This window comes from Mesorhizobium sp. M0808 (assembly GCF_040320025.1).
Taxonomy (GTDB): domain Bacteria; phylum Pseudomonadota; class Alphaproteobacteria; order Rhizobiales; family Rhizobiaceae; genus Mesorhizobium.
The window spans coordinates 1-16,149 of the sequence record NZ_JAMYOX010000023.1 but is presented as its reverse complement, the minus strand read 5'-3'; the positions used below and the strand labels follow the sequence as shown (position 1 = coordinate 16,149).

General features: G+C 60.4%; 18 protein-coding genes, 1 tRNA gene and 1 pseudogene. 9 read left to right on the top strand and 11 right to left on the bottom strand.

Annotated features, from left to right (window positions below; all coding sequences use genetic code 11):
* Positions 1-2: 2 nt before the first annotated feature.
* The 3 genes from NKI25_RS23150 to NKI25_RS23140 form a co-directional block, all read right to left on the bottom strand.
* Positions 3-590 carry a GNAT family N-acetyltransferase gene (locus NKI25_RS23150; RefSeq protein ID WP_023678076.1) on the bottom strand — a complete coding sequence of 196 codons (588 nt, stop codon included), beginning with the start codon at positions 588-590 and terminating at the stop codon, positions 3-5.
* A gap of 120 nt (positions 591-710) precedes the next feature.
* Positions 711-980, bottom strand: coding sequence for a 50S ribosomal protein L27 (gene rpmA, locus NKI25_RS23145; protein WP_023678077.1), 270 nt, complete (start codon positions 978-980; stop codon positions 711-713).
* 98 nt (positions 981-1,078) lie between these two features.
* Complete coding sequence (locus NKI25_RS23140; RefSeq protein WP_023678078.1) at positions 1,079-1,786, bottom strand: 50S ribosomal protein L21; 708 nt, start codon at positions 1,784-1,786, stop codon at positions 1,079-1,081.
* A 338-nt stretch (positions 1,787-2,124) separates the two neighbouring features.
* On the opposite strand from NKI25_RS23140, the gene NKI25_RS23135 reads away from it, so the two are divergent.
* Positions 2,125-2,214, top strand: a tRNA-Ser gene (locus NKI25_RS23135).
* Between the two features lie 212 nt (positions 2,215-2,426).
* Here NKI25_RS23135 and NKI25_RS23130 read toward each other — a convergent pair.
* The 4 genes from NKI25_RS23130 to NKI25_RS23115 all read right to left on the bottom strand — a co-directional run bounded on the left by NKI25_RS23130 (position 2,427) and on the right by NKI25_RS23115 (position 5,833).
* The gene (locus tag NKI25_RS23130; RefSeq protein WP_352634284.1) at positions 2,427-2,759 is read right to left on the bottom strand and encodes a hypothetical protein; all 333 of its coding nucleotides are present in this window, start codon (positions 2,757-2,759) and stop codon (positions 2,427-2,429) included.
* Between the two features lie 284 nt (positions 2,760-3,043).
* The gene (locus tag NKI25_RS23125) at positions 3,044-3,904 is read right to left on the bottom strand and encodes a hypothetical protein (protein WP_502897414.1); all 861 of its coding nucleotides are present in this window, start codon (positions 3,902-3,904) and stop codon (positions 3,044-3,046) included.
* 53 nt (positions 3,905-3,957) lie between these two features.
* Positions 3,958-5,244: a DEAD/DEAH box helicase family protein gene (locus NKI25_RS23120; RefSeq protein WP_352999523.1), complete on the bottom strand. Its 1,287-nt coding sequence runs from the start codon at positions 5,242-5,244 to the stop codon at positions 3,958-3,960.
* 436 nt (positions 5,245-5,680) lie between these two features.
* The gene (locus NKI25_RS23115; RefSeq protein ID WP_352590059.1) at positions 5,681-5,833 is read right to left on the bottom strand and encodes a hypothetical protein; all 153 of its coding nucleotides are present in this window, start codon (positions 5,831-5,833) and stop codon (positions 5,681-5,683) included.
* A gap of 515 nt (positions 5,834-6,348) precedes the next feature.
* Here NKI25_RS23115 and NKI25_RS23110 point away from each other — a divergent pair.
* From NKI25_RS23110 to NKI25_RS23090, 5 genes are read left to right on the top strand one after another with little or no spacing between them, the layout of a single operon-like run.
* Positions 6,349-7,362: an ABC transporter substrate-binding protein gene (locus tag NKI25_RS23110; RefSeq protein ID WP_352595960.1), complete on the top strand. Its 1,014-nt coding sequence runs from the start codon at positions 6,349-6,351 to the stop codon at positions 7,360-7,362.
* A gap of 29 nt (positions 7,363-7,391) precedes the next feature.
* On the top strand, positions 7,392-8,441 hold the full coding sequence (locus NKI25_RS23105; protein ID WP_352595957.1) for an ABC transporter substrate-binding protein: 1,050 nt from the start codon (positions 7,392-7,394) through the stop codon (positions 8,439-8,441).
* A gap of 46 nt (positions 8,442-8,487) precedes the next feature.
* On the top strand, positions 8,488-9,498 hold the full coding sequence (locus NKI25_RS23100) for an ABC transporter substrate-binding protein (RefSeq protein WP_352595954.1): 1,011 nt from the start codon (positions 8,488-8,490) through the stop codon (positions 9,496-9,498).
* A 42-nt stretch (positions 9,499-9,540) separates the two neighbouring features.
* Positions 9,541-10,548 (top strand): ABC transporter substrate-binding protein, encoded by a 1,008-nt coding sequence (locus tag NKI25_RS23095; protein WP_352595952.1) that lies wholly within the window; start codon positions 9,541-9,543, stop codon positions 10,546-10,548.
* On the top strand, positions 10,545-11,129 hold the full coding sequence (locus tag NKI25_RS23090) for an SCO family protein (protein WP_352595949.1): 585 nt from the start codon (positions 10,545-10,547) through the stop codon (positions 11,127-11,129). Before NKI25_RS23095 ends, NKI25_RS23090 begins: the two co-directional genes overlap by 4 nt.
* On the opposite strand, the gene NKI25_RS23085 is transcribed toward NKI25_RS23090, so the two are convergent.
* Entirely contained in the window at positions 11,104-11,493 is a 390-nt protein-coding gene (locus NKI25_RS23085) for a hypothetical protein (protein ID WP_352644604.1), read from the bottom strand. The two genes, NKI25_RS23090 and NKI25_RS23085, sit on opposite strands and share 26 nt — an antisense overlap.
* Before the next feature lie 144 nt (positions 11,494-11,637).
* On the opposite strand from NKI25_RS23085, the gene NKI25_RS23080 reads away from it, so the two are divergent.
* Genes NKI25_RS23080 through NKI25_RS23070 form a run of 3 tightly spaced genes read left to right on the top strand, consistent with a single transcriptional unit; the run spans position 11,638 to position 15,273 of the window.
* The gene (locus NKI25_RS23080) at positions 11,638-13,749 is read left to right on the top strand and encodes a GAF domain-containing protein (RefSeq protein WP_352644606.1); all 2,112 of its coding nucleotides are present in this window, start codon (positions 11,638-11,640) and stop codon (positions 13,747-13,749) included.
* Between the two features lie 14 nt (positions 13,750-13,763).
* Complete coding sequence (locus NKI25_RS23075; RefSeq protein WP_246501742.1) at positions 13,764-14,111, top strand: response regulator; 348 nt, start codon at positions 13,764-13,766, stop codon at positions 14,109-14,111.
* Complete coding sequence (locus NKI25_RS23070; protein WP_352691721.1) at positions 14,029-15,273, top strand: adenylate/guanylate cyclase domain-containing protein; 1,245 nt, start codon at positions 14,029-14,031, stop codon at positions 15,271-15,273. The genes NKI25_RS23075 and NKI25_RS23070 overlap by 83 nt, the downstream gene beginning before the upstream one ends.
* Here the strand turns inward: NKI25_RS23070 and NKI25_RS23065 are convergent.
* From NKI25_RS23065 to NKI25_RS23055, 3 genes and pseudogenes are all read right to left on the bottom strand, one after another.
* Positions 15,270-15,719, bottom strand: a complete 450-nt coding sequence (locus NKI25_RS23065; protein ID WP_352595940.1) for a DUF4062 domain-containing protein — start codon at positions 15,717-15,719, stop codon at positions 15,270-15,272. The genes NKI25_RS23070 and NKI25_RS23065 overlap by 4 nt on opposite strands.
* Positions 15,685-15,756, bottom strand: a pseudogene (locus tag NKI25_RS23060) (hypothetical protein); the annotation flags it as partial. The pseudogene NKI25_RS23060 and the gene NKI25_RS23065, both read right to left, overlap by 35 nt.
* 223 nt (positions 15,757-15,979) lie before the next feature.
* On the bottom strand, positions 15,980-16,149 hold a 170-nt coding region (locus NKI25_RS23055; RefSeq protein WP_352999566.1), incomplete at its 5' end, for a helix-turn-helix domain-containing protein.

The window sequence follows — 16,149 nt, the reverse complement described above, 5'->3', positions numbered from 1 at the left end:
CATCAAAAATGCACCCAGTTCCGCAGGCTGGTCCAGGTCTTGCGATCGAGGCGGTAGCGCTCGACCGGCACCTGACCGGCAACGATCGAATTCAGCATGCCCTGGCCGGCATACTGGAAGCCGCATTTGTGGATGACCCGGCGCGAGGCCGGATTGATAACCCGCGTCGAGGCGTGCAGCACCTGGATCGTGGTTCTCTGGAAGGCAAGGTCGACCAGTGCGTGCGCTGCCTCCGTCGCGTAGCCGCGTTTCCAGTACGGCTCGCCGATCCAGTAGCCGAGCTCCAGCCCACGATCCGTGGTGTTGAGCCCGGCACAGCCGACGAAGGTCTCGGTGCCGGCCAGCGTCAGCGCATAGGCGATTCCGGCCCGGCGCGATGCCGTCATGGCCAGGAAAGCGCGTGCCTCCGCCTCGCCATAGGGATGCGGCATGCGGGCCAGCATTTCCGCGACATGGCGGTTGTCGGCGAGCGCCACCAATTGCTCGATGTCGCTCTCACGCGGGGCACGCATAACCAGCCGCTCGGTGACCAGGACCGGGCAATCTATCGTGTAACTTTCGTCGTCTGTCGCTTCCGCTTCGGCAACCATATCAAAGTCCTCCAGGCACAAGAAAAAGGGGAGATGGAAACCCATCTCCCCTGATCCATTTCCTGGCTTGGCCAGACACCGGTTCCCGAGATGGGTGCCGGTGTTCTCGTGCGGAACCGGCTACTCCGCTGCTTTCGTCATCGGGTTCACCGATACGTAGGTTCGGCCATTGGCTTTTTTGTTGAAGGTGACTGCGCCAGCTTCGAGCGCAAACAGCGTGTGGTCCGTGCCAATGCCGACATTGGTGCCGGGATGCCACGTCGTGCCACGCTGACGAATGATGATGTTGCCCGGAATCACGGCTTCGCCGCCGAACTTCTTCACGCCGAGCCGCTTGGAATGGGAGTCGCGACCATTGCGCGACGATCCGCCAGCTTTCTTGTGTGCCATCTAACTACTCCGATGCGCCGCGAGGCGCCTAAACGATCTTATGAACGCGTTCGCGTTCCGTTTCAAGTCCGATCCGGCGACGATTGCGCCGGTTCGTTCTACTTCTTCGCCAATTCCTTGGCCTGCTCGCGCCAGTCCTTGATCTGGTCGGCGCTGAACGGCATGTGCTCGTCGATCTTGGCGACGTCCTTGTCGGACAGCTTGGCGATCTGGGCAAAGGTGGTGATGCCCTGTTCGTTGAGCTGGCCGGCGGCGACCGGGCCGATGCCCTTGATCACGGTCAGGTCGTCCGGCTCGCCCTTCGGCGCCTTGAACAACGGCGCGGCGGCTTCGGCAGCCTTGTCCACGGTCGTCTCGGCCTTGGCTTCCTTCTTCGGCGCAGCCTCTGCCTTCGCTGCTGCCTTCGGCGCGGCTTCAGCCTTCGCCTCGGTCTTGGCTGCAACTTCGGCCTTCGCTTCGGTCTTGGCGGCGGCCTTCTTCGCCGGCTTGGCGCCACCCAGCAGGATTTCGGCAATCCTGACGGTGGTCAAAAGCTGGCGATGGCCGATCTTGCGGCGCGAATTCTGCCGGCGGCGCTTCTTGAAGGCGATGACCGTGCGGTTCTTGCCTTGCTCGACGACTTCGGCGGTGACCATCGCACCATCCACGAACGGCGCGCCGAACGTGACGTTTTCGCCTTCGCCATGCGCGAGCACATTACCGATCTCGACGATGTCGCCGACATTGGCTTCGAGTTTTTCGATCTTCAGGAGATCGTTGGCGGCAACGCGATACTGCTTGCCGCCCGTTTTGATGACTGCGAACATTTTTTGCCTTTCGCTGTTCGGTCGGCCTTGATGAACCGCTTCAGGCGGTTCGGCCGTCTTTTTGTCAGTCTGCGGGTTCAAAAAACAAGCGGCGCGGAAGATCCCTCCACGCCGATTGCGCGCTGTCCCTAACCGAAGGTTCGGCTTGAGTCAAGGCAAGCGCCGCGGGCAAGCTGCGAATGGGTTGAGCCCAGTCCTAGCAAATATCGAGCAGCGGCTGCCGGAGGCTCGAAGGAAGCACGGACAGAAGCTGCGGCGCCGGGGCAGATTGGCCCTTGTAACCTGCCTGTCCAGCCGTTATCTAGTGCGCCGCGCCGGCAACGGCGGACCATGACCGCGGAGAGGTGGCAGAGTGGTCGAATGCACCGCACTCGAAATGCGGCATGGGTGCAAGCCCATCGGGGGTTCGAATCCCTCCCTCTCCGCCACATTTCACCTCTCAAATTTTCACCTAACTGATTGAATTTACTCGCTAATTCGCCGTTTTGGTTTGCGCCACCGGGCGACTATTTGCACTTTTAGCTCTGGTTTTAGCTCTAGAATCTGCTCTGGTTTCTGGCGGAGAAAGGTCCGCCGGTGGCTCTTGTAGGAGTATGGGCAAACAAATCAAACTCAGGCGGCGCGGTAGGGGCGGCACGCTCTATGTCGTCCGCGATGTCACGGCGCGCAGGTTGGGTGCAAAGCCACCGGCTTCATGTGCTGGCGTGAGGCAGACGGCATGCCCTTGTGGTCGGTCGATATCAGGTTGAGTTGATGCCTGCTGAGGTGGAAAGTTGACGACCAATTCACTAGCTTCCGGCATAACCAAAGGATCGAGCACAGATGTGGGGTGGCCTTCGAATTTTATTCGATATTGCACCGTGGTTTGTGCTGGCTCTGATTTTTGCAGTTGTGGTCGTAACGATTGTTCGCCGCATGCGCCATTGAAGGGCGGGCGGTAGCGGGCGCGGTCGATTACCGGGGCGATAGGCATTCGCGGACGCCGGAGGCTCCAGCCAGCAGCGTTTCAAGGTTAAGTGCAGATTTCGGGACAATTTCTCAGCCCGAAGGTGAGGTCGGTGAGGTCTGGTTCCCTTACGCAAGTGACGCGAAAAAAACTCGTTGTCCGGAGAGACGGTGAGAACCAGCTACCCAACACATGATGATTTTTTTGGGTGACTATGCCCGACAGAAGCAGACCTCACCGACCTCACTCACCAGCCTCGATGGGCACCTCGTAGAAGCACCACCGGGCACCGTCCTTCTGCCGTTTACCCTTCACAAGTTCGACCCAAATCGTTTCATCCGTTCCCGATTTCGTGAGGGTGTAGGTGTCGAGAATTGCCAATGTAGCGAGCAACGGCCCTCTCGTCTCACGTCTCCGAACACGTCATCGATCTTGAGACATCCATACTGGAGGGCTCCGTTGTCGTAGGCGATGTTATCTGCTGCCGCCTTCACGTCCTTCAGCAGCTTGCGCAGAGCCGGGTCGTCAAAGATTTCCACTGCCTTATCCTTGGCCGCCTCTCGCGCCTTGCGCTGCTCCAGCTCCGGCGCGTCCTGGCCCACGCGGGCTGCAAGCGCATCCGGGTCGACGGCATCGAGTAGGCGCCCTGCCAAACCCGCGAGATCGACGCCGCCCGTCACTTTTGTGATTGCCGCGCGATCCTTGTCGCTGATCCTTTGGTCAAGAGCGGCCAGACGGGCCGCAAGGGTTGCGAAGGCGTCATCGTCCCGCCGTCCGGCGGCGATCTCGTCGATCAGCCGATCGAATCCTATGACCCGGTCACGATCGAGAGGTTGCGATACCGTCTTGAGGCTTTCGGAAACGCCAACCGCGTCGACCAGTACGAAACGCGTCTTTGCTTCGGCGTCCGGAGTGACCTCGCGCAGTTTCTCCGGCGATATCGTGCGGGCGCCACGTCCTTTCATCTGCTCGAAATAAAGCTCCGAACGGACATCTCGAAGGAAGATCAGCGCCTCGATCGGCTTGACGTCCGTTCCTGTCGCGATCATGTCGACGGTGACGGCGATGCGCGGGTTGTAGTCGTTGCGGAAGGCGCGGATCAGCTGTTCGGGATCGGCGCCGTCAGTCTTGTAGGTGATCTTCCTCGCGAAGTCGTTTCCCTTGCCGAACACCTCCCGGACCAGCCCAACAATCTCCTCGGCGTGGTGGTCGTCCTTGGCAAATATCAGAGTTTTCGGAACCTCGTGACGGCCGGGGAATAGTTCGGTGAAGAGTGTGTCACGAAAGGATTCGAGAACCGTGCGGATCTGGTTCGGGACCAGGACAGTCCGGTCGATCTGGTCCGGCGTGTATGCGAAATCTTCCGACAGGGTCTCGTAGCGTTCGGCTCGCGTTCGCTTATCGCGTAGCCTGCCTTCACGGTCGACCCGCGTTCACCGATTTCCGTCCGGATGCGGAAGATTTCGAAGCCGACATTGACGCCGTCGACCACCGACCGCTCATAGGGATACTGAGCCACGAGGTTCTTGTTGAAGAAGCCGAGCGTGTGAAGCGAGGGAGTGGCGGTGAGACCGACCGTGAAGGCATCGAAGTATTCGAGCACTTGCCGCCACGTGCCATAGATTGACCGGTGGCATTCGTCGGTGATGACCAGATCGAAGCTCTCGATCGGTATCAAGGGATTGTAGCTGATCAGGCGCTCGGTCGCCGGGCCAGACTGCTCGAAGGACGAAATCTCTTCGGCCTCTTCCGCAAGCTCCTTGCCGGTCAGCACTGAGTAGATGCGCTGAATAGTCGCGACCACTACCTGTGAATCCTTGTCCAGCCCCGCCGCGCCGAGCTTCTGGACGTTGTAGATCTCCGAGAATGATCTGCCTGTTCCCGGCGGGCGGTAAGCGAGAAACTCGTCCCGGGTCTGGCGGACCAGGTTCGCGCGGTCCGCCAGGAATAGGATGCGCCGGAAGCCGGCACGCGCCAGCAGCCGATAGCTCAGCGTGCAGGCAGTGAATGTCTTCCCGGCCCCCGTCGCCATCTGAACGAGCGCTCGCCGTTTGTTCGCCGCCAGCGACTGCTCAAGTGCAGTTACGGCGTCTACTTGACAGGTGCGCAAGCCAGTTGGATCGACCGGTGGCATTGACTGCAGCCGGGCACGAAGCGTCGCGGAATCCTTGATCCAGCGGTCAAGGGTCTCCGGACGGTGAAACGAAAAGACGATACGTGATGTGGAATCCGGATCGGCGTGGTCCCGGAAAAGCGTTTCCGAGGAGGAGGCAACATACTCGCAACGTACGTGTCCATCCGACCGCACCAGATGGCTTGGCGCGCCCGCCATGTACCGTGCCGCCTGCTCGGCGAAACCTGAAAGCGTCGATCCTTCCGGCTTGGCTTCCACGACGCCGCACAGGATTCGTCCGACAAACAGGGCATAGTCGACGGGACCGGTAGCGGTCTGGAATTCCCGGACAGCGACGCCAACGCCCGCTCCCAGGTTCATCTCGTCGCGAGTCTGCACCACCCATCCGCACAGCAACAGGCGCCGATCAATCTGGGATCGCGCCCTGTCTTCCGGATGAAATGCCCCCTCGTTCATTCGCGCACACTATGATGTGCAACCCTTCGGCGAAAGCCCGTTAGACGTTCGAAATGTTTCAACTGACTGTCTCACGGCGACTCTTCTACCGTGCGGGACTTAACAATCAGCTTTGCCGGCCAGCGGCTTTCCCTTCAGTCAAGCGTCCTGTTCTCGACGCAAAGGCAGGTTTAGCGGTTAGCTCAGGCCTCGAAGATTTCACCCCTACACAGACTTTGTTGGCGGACGGCTCAATTGCGCCGATAGTGTTGAAAAGTCCGCCACCGAGGCCGTAGGGCTGCGCGGATAGAATTTCGTTCCGCAAATGAATTGCCTGTGAATCTTGATTCCAGCAGTACGCCCAGCGAGAAATGCCTTTCTACTTCAGAGGTATGCCCTCCGGAGCACCAGACTTTTTCAACAAAATCCGCCAGGAGCGGTCATTGCCGAGCAGATACTCTAAGGTCGCGTTCTGGTCGAAATGGGCCGAGAGCAGACCGGCAGCTTCGCCGCGATATTCAACAGCGGACATTCAGGTTGGTGTGGGCATCGTCGTGACCTGACCCAAAGCCGCCCTTCATGAGCCCATTTCGCTGCCCGATAGCTGACATTCACCGCGACCAGCATTCCTGACCCTTTCGGGACCTTCCGAGGCCGATTTTCCTTCCCGGAACCAGACGTTAAGCGCAACCAGTACTGATGACCCTGTGCAGACCTTTGCGTCGATGACTCGGCCCGGCCGCAGTAAACTCGAAGTGGCCATTCTGAACCGCGCAAACAGTCTCCCTGACAGCGAGGTGCTGGCGGGACGTTTGGCGGAGTAAGTTTTGCGCTCGCAACCAACGCAAATTGGGCGTACCGTGGCATATCGTCGGTTGCTAATACTGGGCCGGCGACTGAGAGCGCAAGACTCCCGCATCAAGACTCTGGGCGCGCTCGTAATTCGCTGTGTTCGGCGCGCTCACAAGACTGTCTGTCACTGCCGGAACCTCTTTTGCTCGGTTCCGGCCAGAATTGCCATTTGCGATTCGGAAGAGGAGCGTTCGGATGCAGATCATGCAAACCCGCCGCCGATTCCTGGCCGGCGCTGCAGCGGTAAGCGCTGCCGGTATTGTCGGTCTTCCGGAGTCGCTTCACGCGGAACCGCCGCTGGAAACGACCACGGTTCGGCTGCCGCGGTGGGTTGGTGGTTCCTACTGCTGGGCCGGCGCGTACATCGCCGGAGAACTGATGCGCGCAGATGGCTTCACCGACGTTCGCTACGTAGAAGCCGACAGAAGCGTCGACCAATCGGAGTGGATCGCACGCGGTGAGACGGATTTCTCGGTCAACTTTCCGCCGAACCAAATCGCGTCGATCGATGCCGGCGTGCCGATCAAGGTGCTAACCGGGTTGCACTCGGGATGCCTCGAACTGATCGCCAAGGAGAGCATCCGCAGCGTCACGGATCTGCGGGGCAAGAGGGTGGGCGTTGATGGTTTCAACAACTCGCGACACGTGTGGCTGTCCCTCATGTCCGGCTATGTCGGGCTCGATCCCGTCAACGATATCCAGTGGGTCTTGACTGAGGGCGTCAAGCCCACGGAACTCTTCGTCCAAGGGAAGATCGACGCATTCCTCGGCACGCCGCCCCAGCCGCAGGAGCTGCGCGCCAAGAAGATCGGCCACACCATCCTCAACAATGCCGTCGACCGCCCATGGTCACAGTATTTCTGCTGCATGATCTCCGCGACGTCGGACTACGTGAATAGGTACCCGGTGGCGACCAAGCGGGTCTTGCGATCCATCCTCAAGGCCGCTGACCTCTGCGTGTCGAATCCGCAGCGGGTGGCTCGGCAGATGGTCGATCGCGATTTCGTCCCATCGTATGACTACGCGCTCCAAACGCTGAAGGATATCCGGTACGACCGGTGGCGGGAATTCGATCCTGAAGACTCCCTGCGGTTCTACACACTCCGCATGCAGGAGACGGGCATGATCAAATCGAGCCCGCAACAGATCATCGCCGACGGAACGGACTGGCGCTTCCTCGACGAGTTGAAGCGTGAGCTGAAAACCTGATCCCATTTGTCTCAAGGGGAGACGTGGACATGGAAATCATCCAGAGCCGCCGGCGCTTCCTGGCCGGCCTTTCGGCAGCCGGCGCCGCGAGCCTAGTCGGGGTCCAGCAATCGCTCCCCTCAGAGCCACCGCCGGAAACGACTAGCGTCCGCAGGCGAGCCGCTGCGGAGCCACCGCCTGAGACGACGCGGATCCGGCTCGTCCGGATTCCCAGCATCTGTCAGGCCCCCCAGTATGTAGCCGAAGAACTGCTGCGCAGCGAAGGGTTCACTGAGGTGCACTACCTCCAAAAAGAGGGGACCGCAGACATCGCGCCGGCCCTCGCCTCTGGTGAAGCCGACCTCAGTGCGCATTTCGCCGCCCCGCTCCTTCTCAGCCTGGAAGCGGGGGATCCCATCGTCATCCTGGCAGGACTCCACGTCGGCTGCTTTGAGCTGTTCGGCACCGATCGCATCCAGTCGATCCGCGACCTCAAGGGGAAGACCGTGGCCGTGCCAGCGCTAGATTCCAGCCGATACGTCTTTCTCGCCGCTATGACGGCTTATGTAGGCCTGGACCTCCATAAGGACATACACTTCGTCACGCATCCGGGACCCGAGTCCATCCGGCTCCTAAGTGAGGGGAAGATCGATGCCTACCTAGGCTTTCCCCCCGAACCGCAGGAGATGCGGGAGCGGCAGATCGGCCATGTGGTGATTAGCAGCACCGTGGACCGGCCCTGGTCGCAATACTTCTGCTGCATGCTGGCTGGGAACCGGGAGTTCGTCCGCACGTATCCGGTGGCCACCAAACGCGCCCTCCGCGCCATCTTGAAAGCGGCGGATTTCTGCGCCAGCGAGCCGGAGCAGTCCGCGCAGTACTTGGTGGAGCAGGGCTATACTAGGCGCTATGACCATGCCCTCCAGGTCATAAAGGGGCTCCCCTACGGTTGGCGTGGGTATAGCGCTGAGGACACCCTGCGCTTCTACGCCTTGCGCCTCCACGAGGTCGGGATGCTCAAGAGCACCCCCCAGAAGCTCTTGGCCCAAGGCACCGACTGGCGCTTCTTCAGCGAACTGAAGGAGGAGTTGAAGACGTAGGCAATCGCCATCATGCCGTGCGCCCTATCGAGGGAAGGAGTGGCTTATGCAGATCATCCAGAACCGCCGCCGTTTCCTAGCCGGCGCTGCGTCAGCCGGCGCCGCGGGCCTTATCGGCACCTCTACGCAAGCCTGGGCTGAGCCGCTGCCGGAGACCACCTCGGTCCGCCTGCCGCGGTACATCGGCGGCGCCTATTGCTGGGCGGGCCTGTACCTCGCCGGAGAGATGCTGCGCGCCGAGGGATTCACCGATGTCCGCTATGTGCAAGGTGACAAGAAGGTTGATCATTCCGCGTGGATCGCAAACGGCGAGACGGATTTCAGTGTGAACTATGTGCCGATTCATCTGGCGTCGATCGATGCAGGAGTGCCGATCAGGGTACTAAGCGGACTGCACTCCGGGTGCCTCGAACTGATCGCCAACGACAGCGTCAAAGGCGTCTCGGACCTGCGTGGAAAGCGGGTTGGGGTCTTTACGCTTGATTCGCCGCAACACGTGTTGGTTTCTCTGATGGCCGCCTATGTTGGGCTCGATCCCGTCAACGACATCGAATGGGTCATCGAAGAGCACAATTTTGCGGAAGGCTTCGTCGAAGGAAAGTACGATGCAGTGCTCGGCCAACCGCCCCGCACGCAGGAACTTCGCTCCAGGAAAGTAGGCCACACAATCCTCAACTCGACCACCGACCCGCCGTGGTCGCAGCACTTCTGCTGCATGATTTCCGCGACTGCGGATTATGTAGACAGATACCCGGCGGCGACAAAGCGCGTCCTGCGGTCCATCCTCAAGGGCGCCGACCTCTGTGTCTCAGATCCGTCATGGACTGCAGGGCAGCTGGTCGATCGAGGTTTCGTCCCCAGCTACGAACTCGCGCTGCAAACGCTTGGCGACCTCCGGTACGACAGATGGCGGGATTTCGATGCCGAAGCCTCGATGCGCTTCTACGCGCTGCGCATGTACGAAACGGGCATGATCAAGTCGAGCCCGCAAGAGATAATCGCCACCGGAACGGATTGGCGCTTTCTCTATCAACTAAAGCAGGAGTTGAAGACGTAGGCAATCGCCGAACGTCGTGTCCCATCAGGGAAGGAAAGGCTTATGCAGATCATCCAGAACCGCCGCCGTTTCCTCACAGGCCTGTCCGCGCTCGCAGGTGTGGGTCTTGCAAAGGGCCGCAACGCGGCCGCCGCCGAAGCGGCACCTGAAACCACAATCGCCCGCTTTGCGGCGGCGCCCGGTATCTGCATTGCTCCGCAGTACGTCGCCGAGGATCTGATCCGCGCAGAGGGGTTCTCAGATTTCGGCTTCGTGGCCGCCGAAGCTGGTATCGCCCAGACCGAGATGCTGGCGCGCGGCGACATCGACTTCGGCATTGACTTTGCCACGGCCCTAATCATTCCAGTCGACACTGGCGCCCCGATCAAGGTGATCTCCGGAGTGCATGTCGGCTGCTACGAGTTGTTCGGACGCGAGGACATCAAGAGCATCGCGGATCTCAAGGGCCGCAAAGTCGGCGTCGGCGGCAATCTATCGTCGGATCCGCATATCTTCGTCAGTGCCATGGCGACCTATGTCGGCCTCGATCCGCAACGCGACATCGAATGGATCGTCGGCGAGGCAAAGCCGGCGGAGCTCTTCGCCGAGGGCAAGGTCGACGCCTTCCTGGCTTTTCCGCCTGAGGCTCAAGACCTCCGCGCCCGCAAAGTCGGCCACGTCATCCTCGACAGTTCCAAGGACCGGCCGTGGTCGCAATATTACTGCTGCATGCTGGCGGTCAACGCTGCGTATGCCGAGAAAAATCCAGCTGCCACCAAGCGCGTCATCCGGGCCATCATCAAATCGGCCGACATCTGCGCGGCCGAACCGGAACGGGTGGCACGCCTCCTGGTGGATGGCGGACACACCGAACAATACGACTACGCCGTGCAGTCGCTCCGCGAGCTCCCATACTCTGATTGGCGCGACTTCGATCCCGAGGACACGATGAGGTTCTTCTCGCTGCGGCTGCATGAAGCCGGGATTGTCAAGTCGAACCCAAACGAGATCATCGCGAACGGCACGGATTGGCGCTTTTTCAACGAGGTCAAGCGCGAGATGAAAACGTGAGCGAGTGGGCGGCGCGCATCTTGCTGCTGGCGCTGATGGCCGGGCCGGCACACGCGCACGACGCGCCGCACGACGAGCGCCTGCCGACGATCGGACAGGCGCCGGACTTTACCTTGGTATCGCAGGACGGTGTGCGTGTGTCGCTGCACGACTTTCGCGGCAAGGTGGTCGCCGTTTCATTCATCTATACGTACTGTACCGACGTCTGCCCCATGCTGACCGCCCATATGGCCAGCGTGCAGGAAAAGTTGGGTAGTGCATTCGGACCGAAAATCGCCTTCGTTTCGATCACCGTCGACCCGGAGCGCGACACGCCCGATGTTTTGAAGGAATATGCGCAGAATTTTGGCGCCGATCTGAAGGGCTGGTCGTTTCTTACCGGTGATCCGGCGATTGTCCATGAGGTTGGACGGAAATACGGGGTCATCGCGAAGAAGGCGGCGAACGGAGATGTCGACCATACCTTGTTGACGTCGCTCGTGGACCCCGGTGGCATCTTGCGAGTACAGTATCTTGGTGTCCGGTTCGACCTGGAGGAGTTCCGGGATGACCTTCTCAGCCTCTTGGACGAATCCAAATAGCATAACGAACCGGCTCGTTGGCTGGGTTGCCCGGCTGCCGGCGCGCGTCCAGACCAAGCTCTTGATCGCGTTCCTGTCGATTGTCGGCCTGCTGATCGTGCTCGGGGCCGTCGGGTTGCAGGTGCTGAGTGGGGTCAATGATCAAACAAACGAGCTGATCAAGTTGCAGCGCCGGATAGCAGCCTATCGCCAGGTCCAGCACGATACGACCACCCAGCTCTACGGCATCTCCACCGCCCTTTTGCTTCAGGACGACCGGATGCTGGATGCGGCGCTGCGCCAGCTCAACCAGTTCGGCTACGACCTCGACCGCATGGAGTTCGTCGCCAAAGCCGAGGTGGAAGTGCTTGGCCAGGTCAGGCAAGAGTACGAACGGCTGACGGCCGGGGTGACGCACGTGGCAGAGCTCGTCCGCGCCGGCCGCACTGAGGAGGCGCGCAAGGTTCAGCTTGATGAAATCATACCGTCGGCTGATAGCCTCGAGCGGCTGACAAACCAGCTGGTCAACATGGCCGAGGCCGACATGGTAGTGGCCATCGAAACGACCGAGGGTGCGTACGGCACGTCCAGACTGATCGTGGTCTCGTTTGCTGTGGGCAGTATCCTGCTGGCGTTGGGGCTCGGCTACATCATCTCCTGGTCGTTGATCGAACCGGTCAAGAAGATCGAGACGCGCCTCAGCCAGATAGCGGCCGGCGACTTCGCCCAACAGGTTGCCGTCGCCAATCGCGACGAACTTGGAGTGCTCGCCGCTAACGTCAACCAGACCTCCGACCAGCTGGGGCGCCTGTATCAGGAGATTGAGACACGCACCCAGCAGCTCGACGAAGCCCTTCAGCAGCAGACAGCCACTGCAGACGTTCTGAAGGTCATCAGCCGCTCTACCTTCGATCTGCAGGTCGTGCTCGATACGTTGGTGGAATCGGCTGTCAGGCTCTGCCGTGCCGACAAGGGTGGTATCGTGCAGTTGCTGGATGGCGTATTCCGCTATGTGTCGACGCATGGCTACCCGCCCAGTTTCCGTGCTTATGTCGACGCCAATCCACTTCCCGCGCTCGCCGCAGGCCGAGGCTCCGCCGTAGGGCGCGTAATCGAAGAACGGCGGATCGTGCAAATCGAAGACGTGACCGCTGATCCGGACTACCGCGTTGCCTTGATCGCTGAGGCAGGCGGATTCCGCACCGTCCTCGCTGCCCCGCTGTCGCGGGAAGGTGATCTCGTTGGCGTATTCGTCATGACGAGGGTTGAGCCGCAACCTTTCAATCTCAAGGAGATCGCGCTCGTCGAGACATTTGCCGACCAGGCGGTGATCGCCATCGAGAATGCGCGGCTCTTCGAGGCGGTGCAGTCACGGACGCGCGAGCTTGCCGCGTCTGTTGGTGAGCTCGAGGCGCTTGGTGAAGTGAGCAAGGCGGTCAATTCGACGCTGGATCTCGACACGGTGCTGAAAACGATCGTCGCCAAAGCGGTCCAGTTGTCGGAGACGGATGCTGGCACCATCTACGTGTTCAGCAGCACGCGGCAGCAATTCCGTCCGCGCGCAAACTTCGGTATGAGCGATGAGCTTATAGCCGCAGTCTCACACCAGACGATCGGGCTGGCCGACATGGGGATCGGCGACGCACCCGAGCGCTGCATGCCGGTGCAGTTTCCCGACCTCAGCGAGGAGGCCTCATCCTTCCTTGTAAGAAAGACGATCGTCGAAGCCGGATATCGCGGTATCCTGATCGTTCCGCTGCTGAGGCCCAACAAGATCGTCGGTGCACTGGTCGTCAGGCGCTACAAGCCAGGTGCCTTCCATGAGCAAGTTGTCCACCTGCTGGAGACCTTCGCAGCCCAATCGGTGCTCGCGATCCAGAATGCCAAGCTGTTCCGTGAGATCGAGGAGAAAAGCCGGGAGCTGGAGGCAGCTAGCCGCCACAAGTCCCAGTTCCTCGCGAATATGAGCCACGAACTCAGGACACCGCTCAATTCGGTCTTGGGTTTCACAGAGCTGCTGGTCGACGGCATCTACGGCGAACTCCCGGACAAGGCAAAGACGACCGTCGCGCGCGTGCAGGCAAACGGTCGTCACCTCCTCGGGCTCATCAACGACGTACTCGACCTTTCCAAGATCGAAGCCGGCCAGCTCACACTGGCGATCGAGGACTACTCCGTCGCGCAGATTGTTCGATCGACAGTTACGGCTGTAGAGCCGCTGGCACGAGCGAAGGGTCTTGAGCTTTCAACGACTGTTGCCGAGAACCTTCCAATCGGCCGCGGGGACGAACGCCGTTTGACGCAGGTCCTGCTCAATCTTGCAGGCAACGCCGTCAAGTTCACCGAAACGGGTGCGGTCGACATTCTTGCCGATGCGGTCGACGGGCACTTCGAGATGACCGTCCGAGACACCGGTCCCGGCATCGCGTCCAAGGACCAGGCTCTCATCTTCGAAGAATTCCAGCAGGTCGACAACAGCAGTACCAGGCAGAAGGGCGGTACGGGTCTTGGCCTGGCGATCTCGAAGCGCATCGTCGAAATGCATGGCGGAACCATAGACGTCGAGTCCGTGATCGGGTCAGGGTCGACATTCCGTCTCAAGGTACCAATCCGGGTGAATGAGGACGTGAGGGCCGCATGAGCAAACGAATCCTGATGGTGGAAGACACCGAGGACAACCGCCAGATCATCCGCGATCTCATTGCTACCACCGAATACGAACTGATCGAGGCGGCGGACGGCGCCGCCGGCATCGCTGCAGCCGGAGCGCACAGGCCAGACCTGATCCTTATGGACATTCAGCTCCCGGTGATCGACGGGTATGAAGCGGCCCGCCGCATCAAGGCCGACCCGGCGCTCCGGCACATTCCGATTATCGCCGTCACCTCCTACGCGTTGTCGGGCGACGAGGCGAAAGCCCTTGCTGCTGGGTGCGATGGTTACATTGCCAAGCCCTTCAGTCCGCGCCAGCTGCTTTCCGAGATTCGCGGGTTCCTTTCTTGAGGGAGGCAGCGCTTTGCACGATCCGCCTCGCATTCTCGCGGTCGACGATACTCCGGAAAACCTCGAGATCCTGCGCATGCGCCTCGAGGCGAATGGCTACGAAGTTGCAACCGCCGCCGATGGGGAAGAGGGGCTTGCGAAAGCCCGCGAACTCACGCCGGATCTGATCCTGCTCGACATCATGATGCCGAAGCTCGACGGCATCAGTGTGGTACGCATGCTCAAGCACGATCAATCGCTGCGGTCGATCCCCGTTATTCTGGTCACCGCGAAAGCCGACACGCGCGACGTGGTCGATGGGCTGGACGCCGGTGGCGACGACTATCTGACAAAGCCCTTCGAGCACAGGGCGCTGTTAGCGCGGGTGCGCTCGATGCTGCGTCAGAAGGCGCTTCACGACACTGTCGCGAGCCAAGCCAAACGCCTTGAGGACCAAGCCGCGCAACTTTCCGACTGGAACCGCTCGCTCGAGCAAACCGTGGCCGACCAGGTGACGGAGCTCGAGCGAATGGCGCGGCTTAGGCGGTTCCTGCCCGAACAGGTCGCCGACCTCATCGTTGCGGCGGGCAATGGAGATGCGCTCTTGCAGAGCCACCGTCGCGAGGTGACCGTTGTCTTTTGCGATTTGCGCGGCTTTACTGCCTTCGCAGAGACCGCCGAACCCGAAGAAGTCATGACCGTTCTTGCCGAGTATCATTCCTGTCTTGGTGAACAAATTGTCCGCCACGAGGGGACTCTCGAGCGGTTCGTGGGCGACGGTATCGTCGTGGTTTTCAACGATCCACTGGCATGCGCCGACCACAGCGAGAGAGCTGTCTCAATGGCTGCTGCAATGCGCGACGCGATTGACGAGCATTCAGAGCGATGGCGCAAGCGCGACTATTTGCTTGGCTTTGGGATCGGCATTGCCAGGGGCCACGCAACCATCGGGCGCATCGGTTTTGATCAGCGCTCGGACTATGCCGTCATCGGCACTGTGTCGAACCATGCCGCCCGATTGTGCGAGGAGGCCAAATCGCGCCAGATTCTTGTTAGCCAACGGGTCCTCGGCGCTGTCGAGTCGCTGGTCGAATCCGTTCTTGTTGGCGAACTGACGCTGAAGGGTTTTCGCCGCCCGATGCCTGCCTATGAAATCGTGCGGTGGATCGGTCGGCCAAGCTAGAAGGGCGGGCCGCCGCTCAGACCACGGTCATAACGTCTAATAGCCATCGCAACCTTACCCGCCAAATCGTCCTTGTTGCGCCAATATTTAACGAGCTTCTTTTCATACAGCTTTCGGAATCTCTCGAGTTTGGCCTTTTTCTCGAACTCGACCTTTTCCGCGGCCCACGTCTTGCGAGCACCGCCTTCGAGCAAAAACGCCACGGTAGGCACGCCTTGGGCGACGGTGTACTCGTACTCCATCTGGGTGTAGCTCTTACCCTTCAACTCTGAGCCGTACCGCTCCGCTACGATGAGTACGTAGTAGTCGCTGTCATCGATGCGCCGCTTAATGTAATCCCATTGAGTGTCGTCGCTGGCTTGGAATGCCTCCATCCCCACAGGAATATGCCCGAGGGTTAAGAACGGCCTCGATGACCGACCGTCTTTCGTCCACCAAATCGGCATAGGTCGAGCTGACGAAGATTTGGTATTTAACGTCCATGCGGCTTCACCCTTCGATCCGCCCTTGTAAGTCTGCAAGCAGGCTGGGGATAACGTTCCGTGCCCGCATCAAGAAGCCGAGTCATGATTCTTGCAAGGGGTGAAGCGATCAAAGCCCGACCCGCGCGCTGGCACGCTAGGTTGCCCGGTTTGCCGGAAGGAATAATCACTTGCGGCGAGGAGTATGAAACGTGCGGTGCCCCCCGCCGCAGCGACAGCCTTCGCTATTCCTTCTTGTCGACCAGCGCCCGTAGTGCCGAGACGTCATGCAGCAATAACCTGCTGCCGCGCTTTTCGATCAGGCCTCTCTTGGCGAGGTCGCTCATTTCGCGCGAGACCGCTTCCCTGTGCGTGCTCATCGTTGCCGCCAGCTCGGAATGCGTCGGTGCCGGGC

Coding starts and splice junctions, on each gene's coding strand:
- NKI25_RS23080 (WP_352644606.1), top strand. CDS start 11,638: ATGGCCGAGGCCGACATGGTAGTGGCCATCGAAACGACCGAGGGTGCG.
- NKI25_RS23095 (WP_352595952.1), top strand. CDS start 9,541: ATGCAGATCATCCAGAACCGCCGCCGTTTCCTCACAGGCCTGTCCGCG.
- NKI25_RS23100 (WP_352595954.1), top strand. CDS start 8,488: ATGCAGATCATCCAGAACCGCCGCCGTTTCCTAGCCGGCGCTGCGTCA.
- NKI25_RS23140 (WP_023678078.1), bottom strand. CDS start 1,786: ATGTTCGCAGTCATCAAAACGGGCGGCAAGCAGTATCGCGTTGCCGCC.
- NKI25_RS23150 (WP_023678076.1), bottom strand. CDS start 590: ATGGTTGCCGAAGCGGAAGCGACAGACGACGAAAGTTACACGATAGAT.
- NKI25_RS23130 (WP_352634284.1), bottom strand. CDS start 2,759: ATGCCTATCGCCCCGGTAATCGACCGCGCCCGCTACCGCCCGCCCTTC.
- NKI25_RS23110 (WP_352595960.1), top strand. CDS start 6,349: ATGCAGATCATGCAAACCCGCCGCCGATTCCTGGCCGGCGCTGCAGCG.
- NKI25_RS23075 (WP_246501742.1), top strand. CDS start 13,764: ATGGTGGAAGACACCGAGGACAACCGCCAGATCATCCGCGATCTCATT.
- NKI25_RS23065 (WP_352595940.1), bottom strand. CDS start 15,719: ATGCCGATTTGGTGGACGAAAGACGGTCGGTCATCGAGGCCGTTCTTA.
- rpmA (WP_023678077.1), bottom strand. CDS start 980: ATGGCACACAAGAAAGCTGGCGGATCGTCGCGCAATGGTCGCGACTCC.
- NKI25_RS23115 (WP_352590059.1), bottom strand. CDS start 5,833: ATGTCCGCTGTTGAATATCGCGGCGAAGCTGCCGGTCTGCTCTCGGCC.
- NKI25_RS23105 (WP_352595957.1), top strand. CDS start 7,392: ATGGAAATCATCCAGAGCCGCCGGCGCTTCCTGGCCGGCCTTTCGGCA.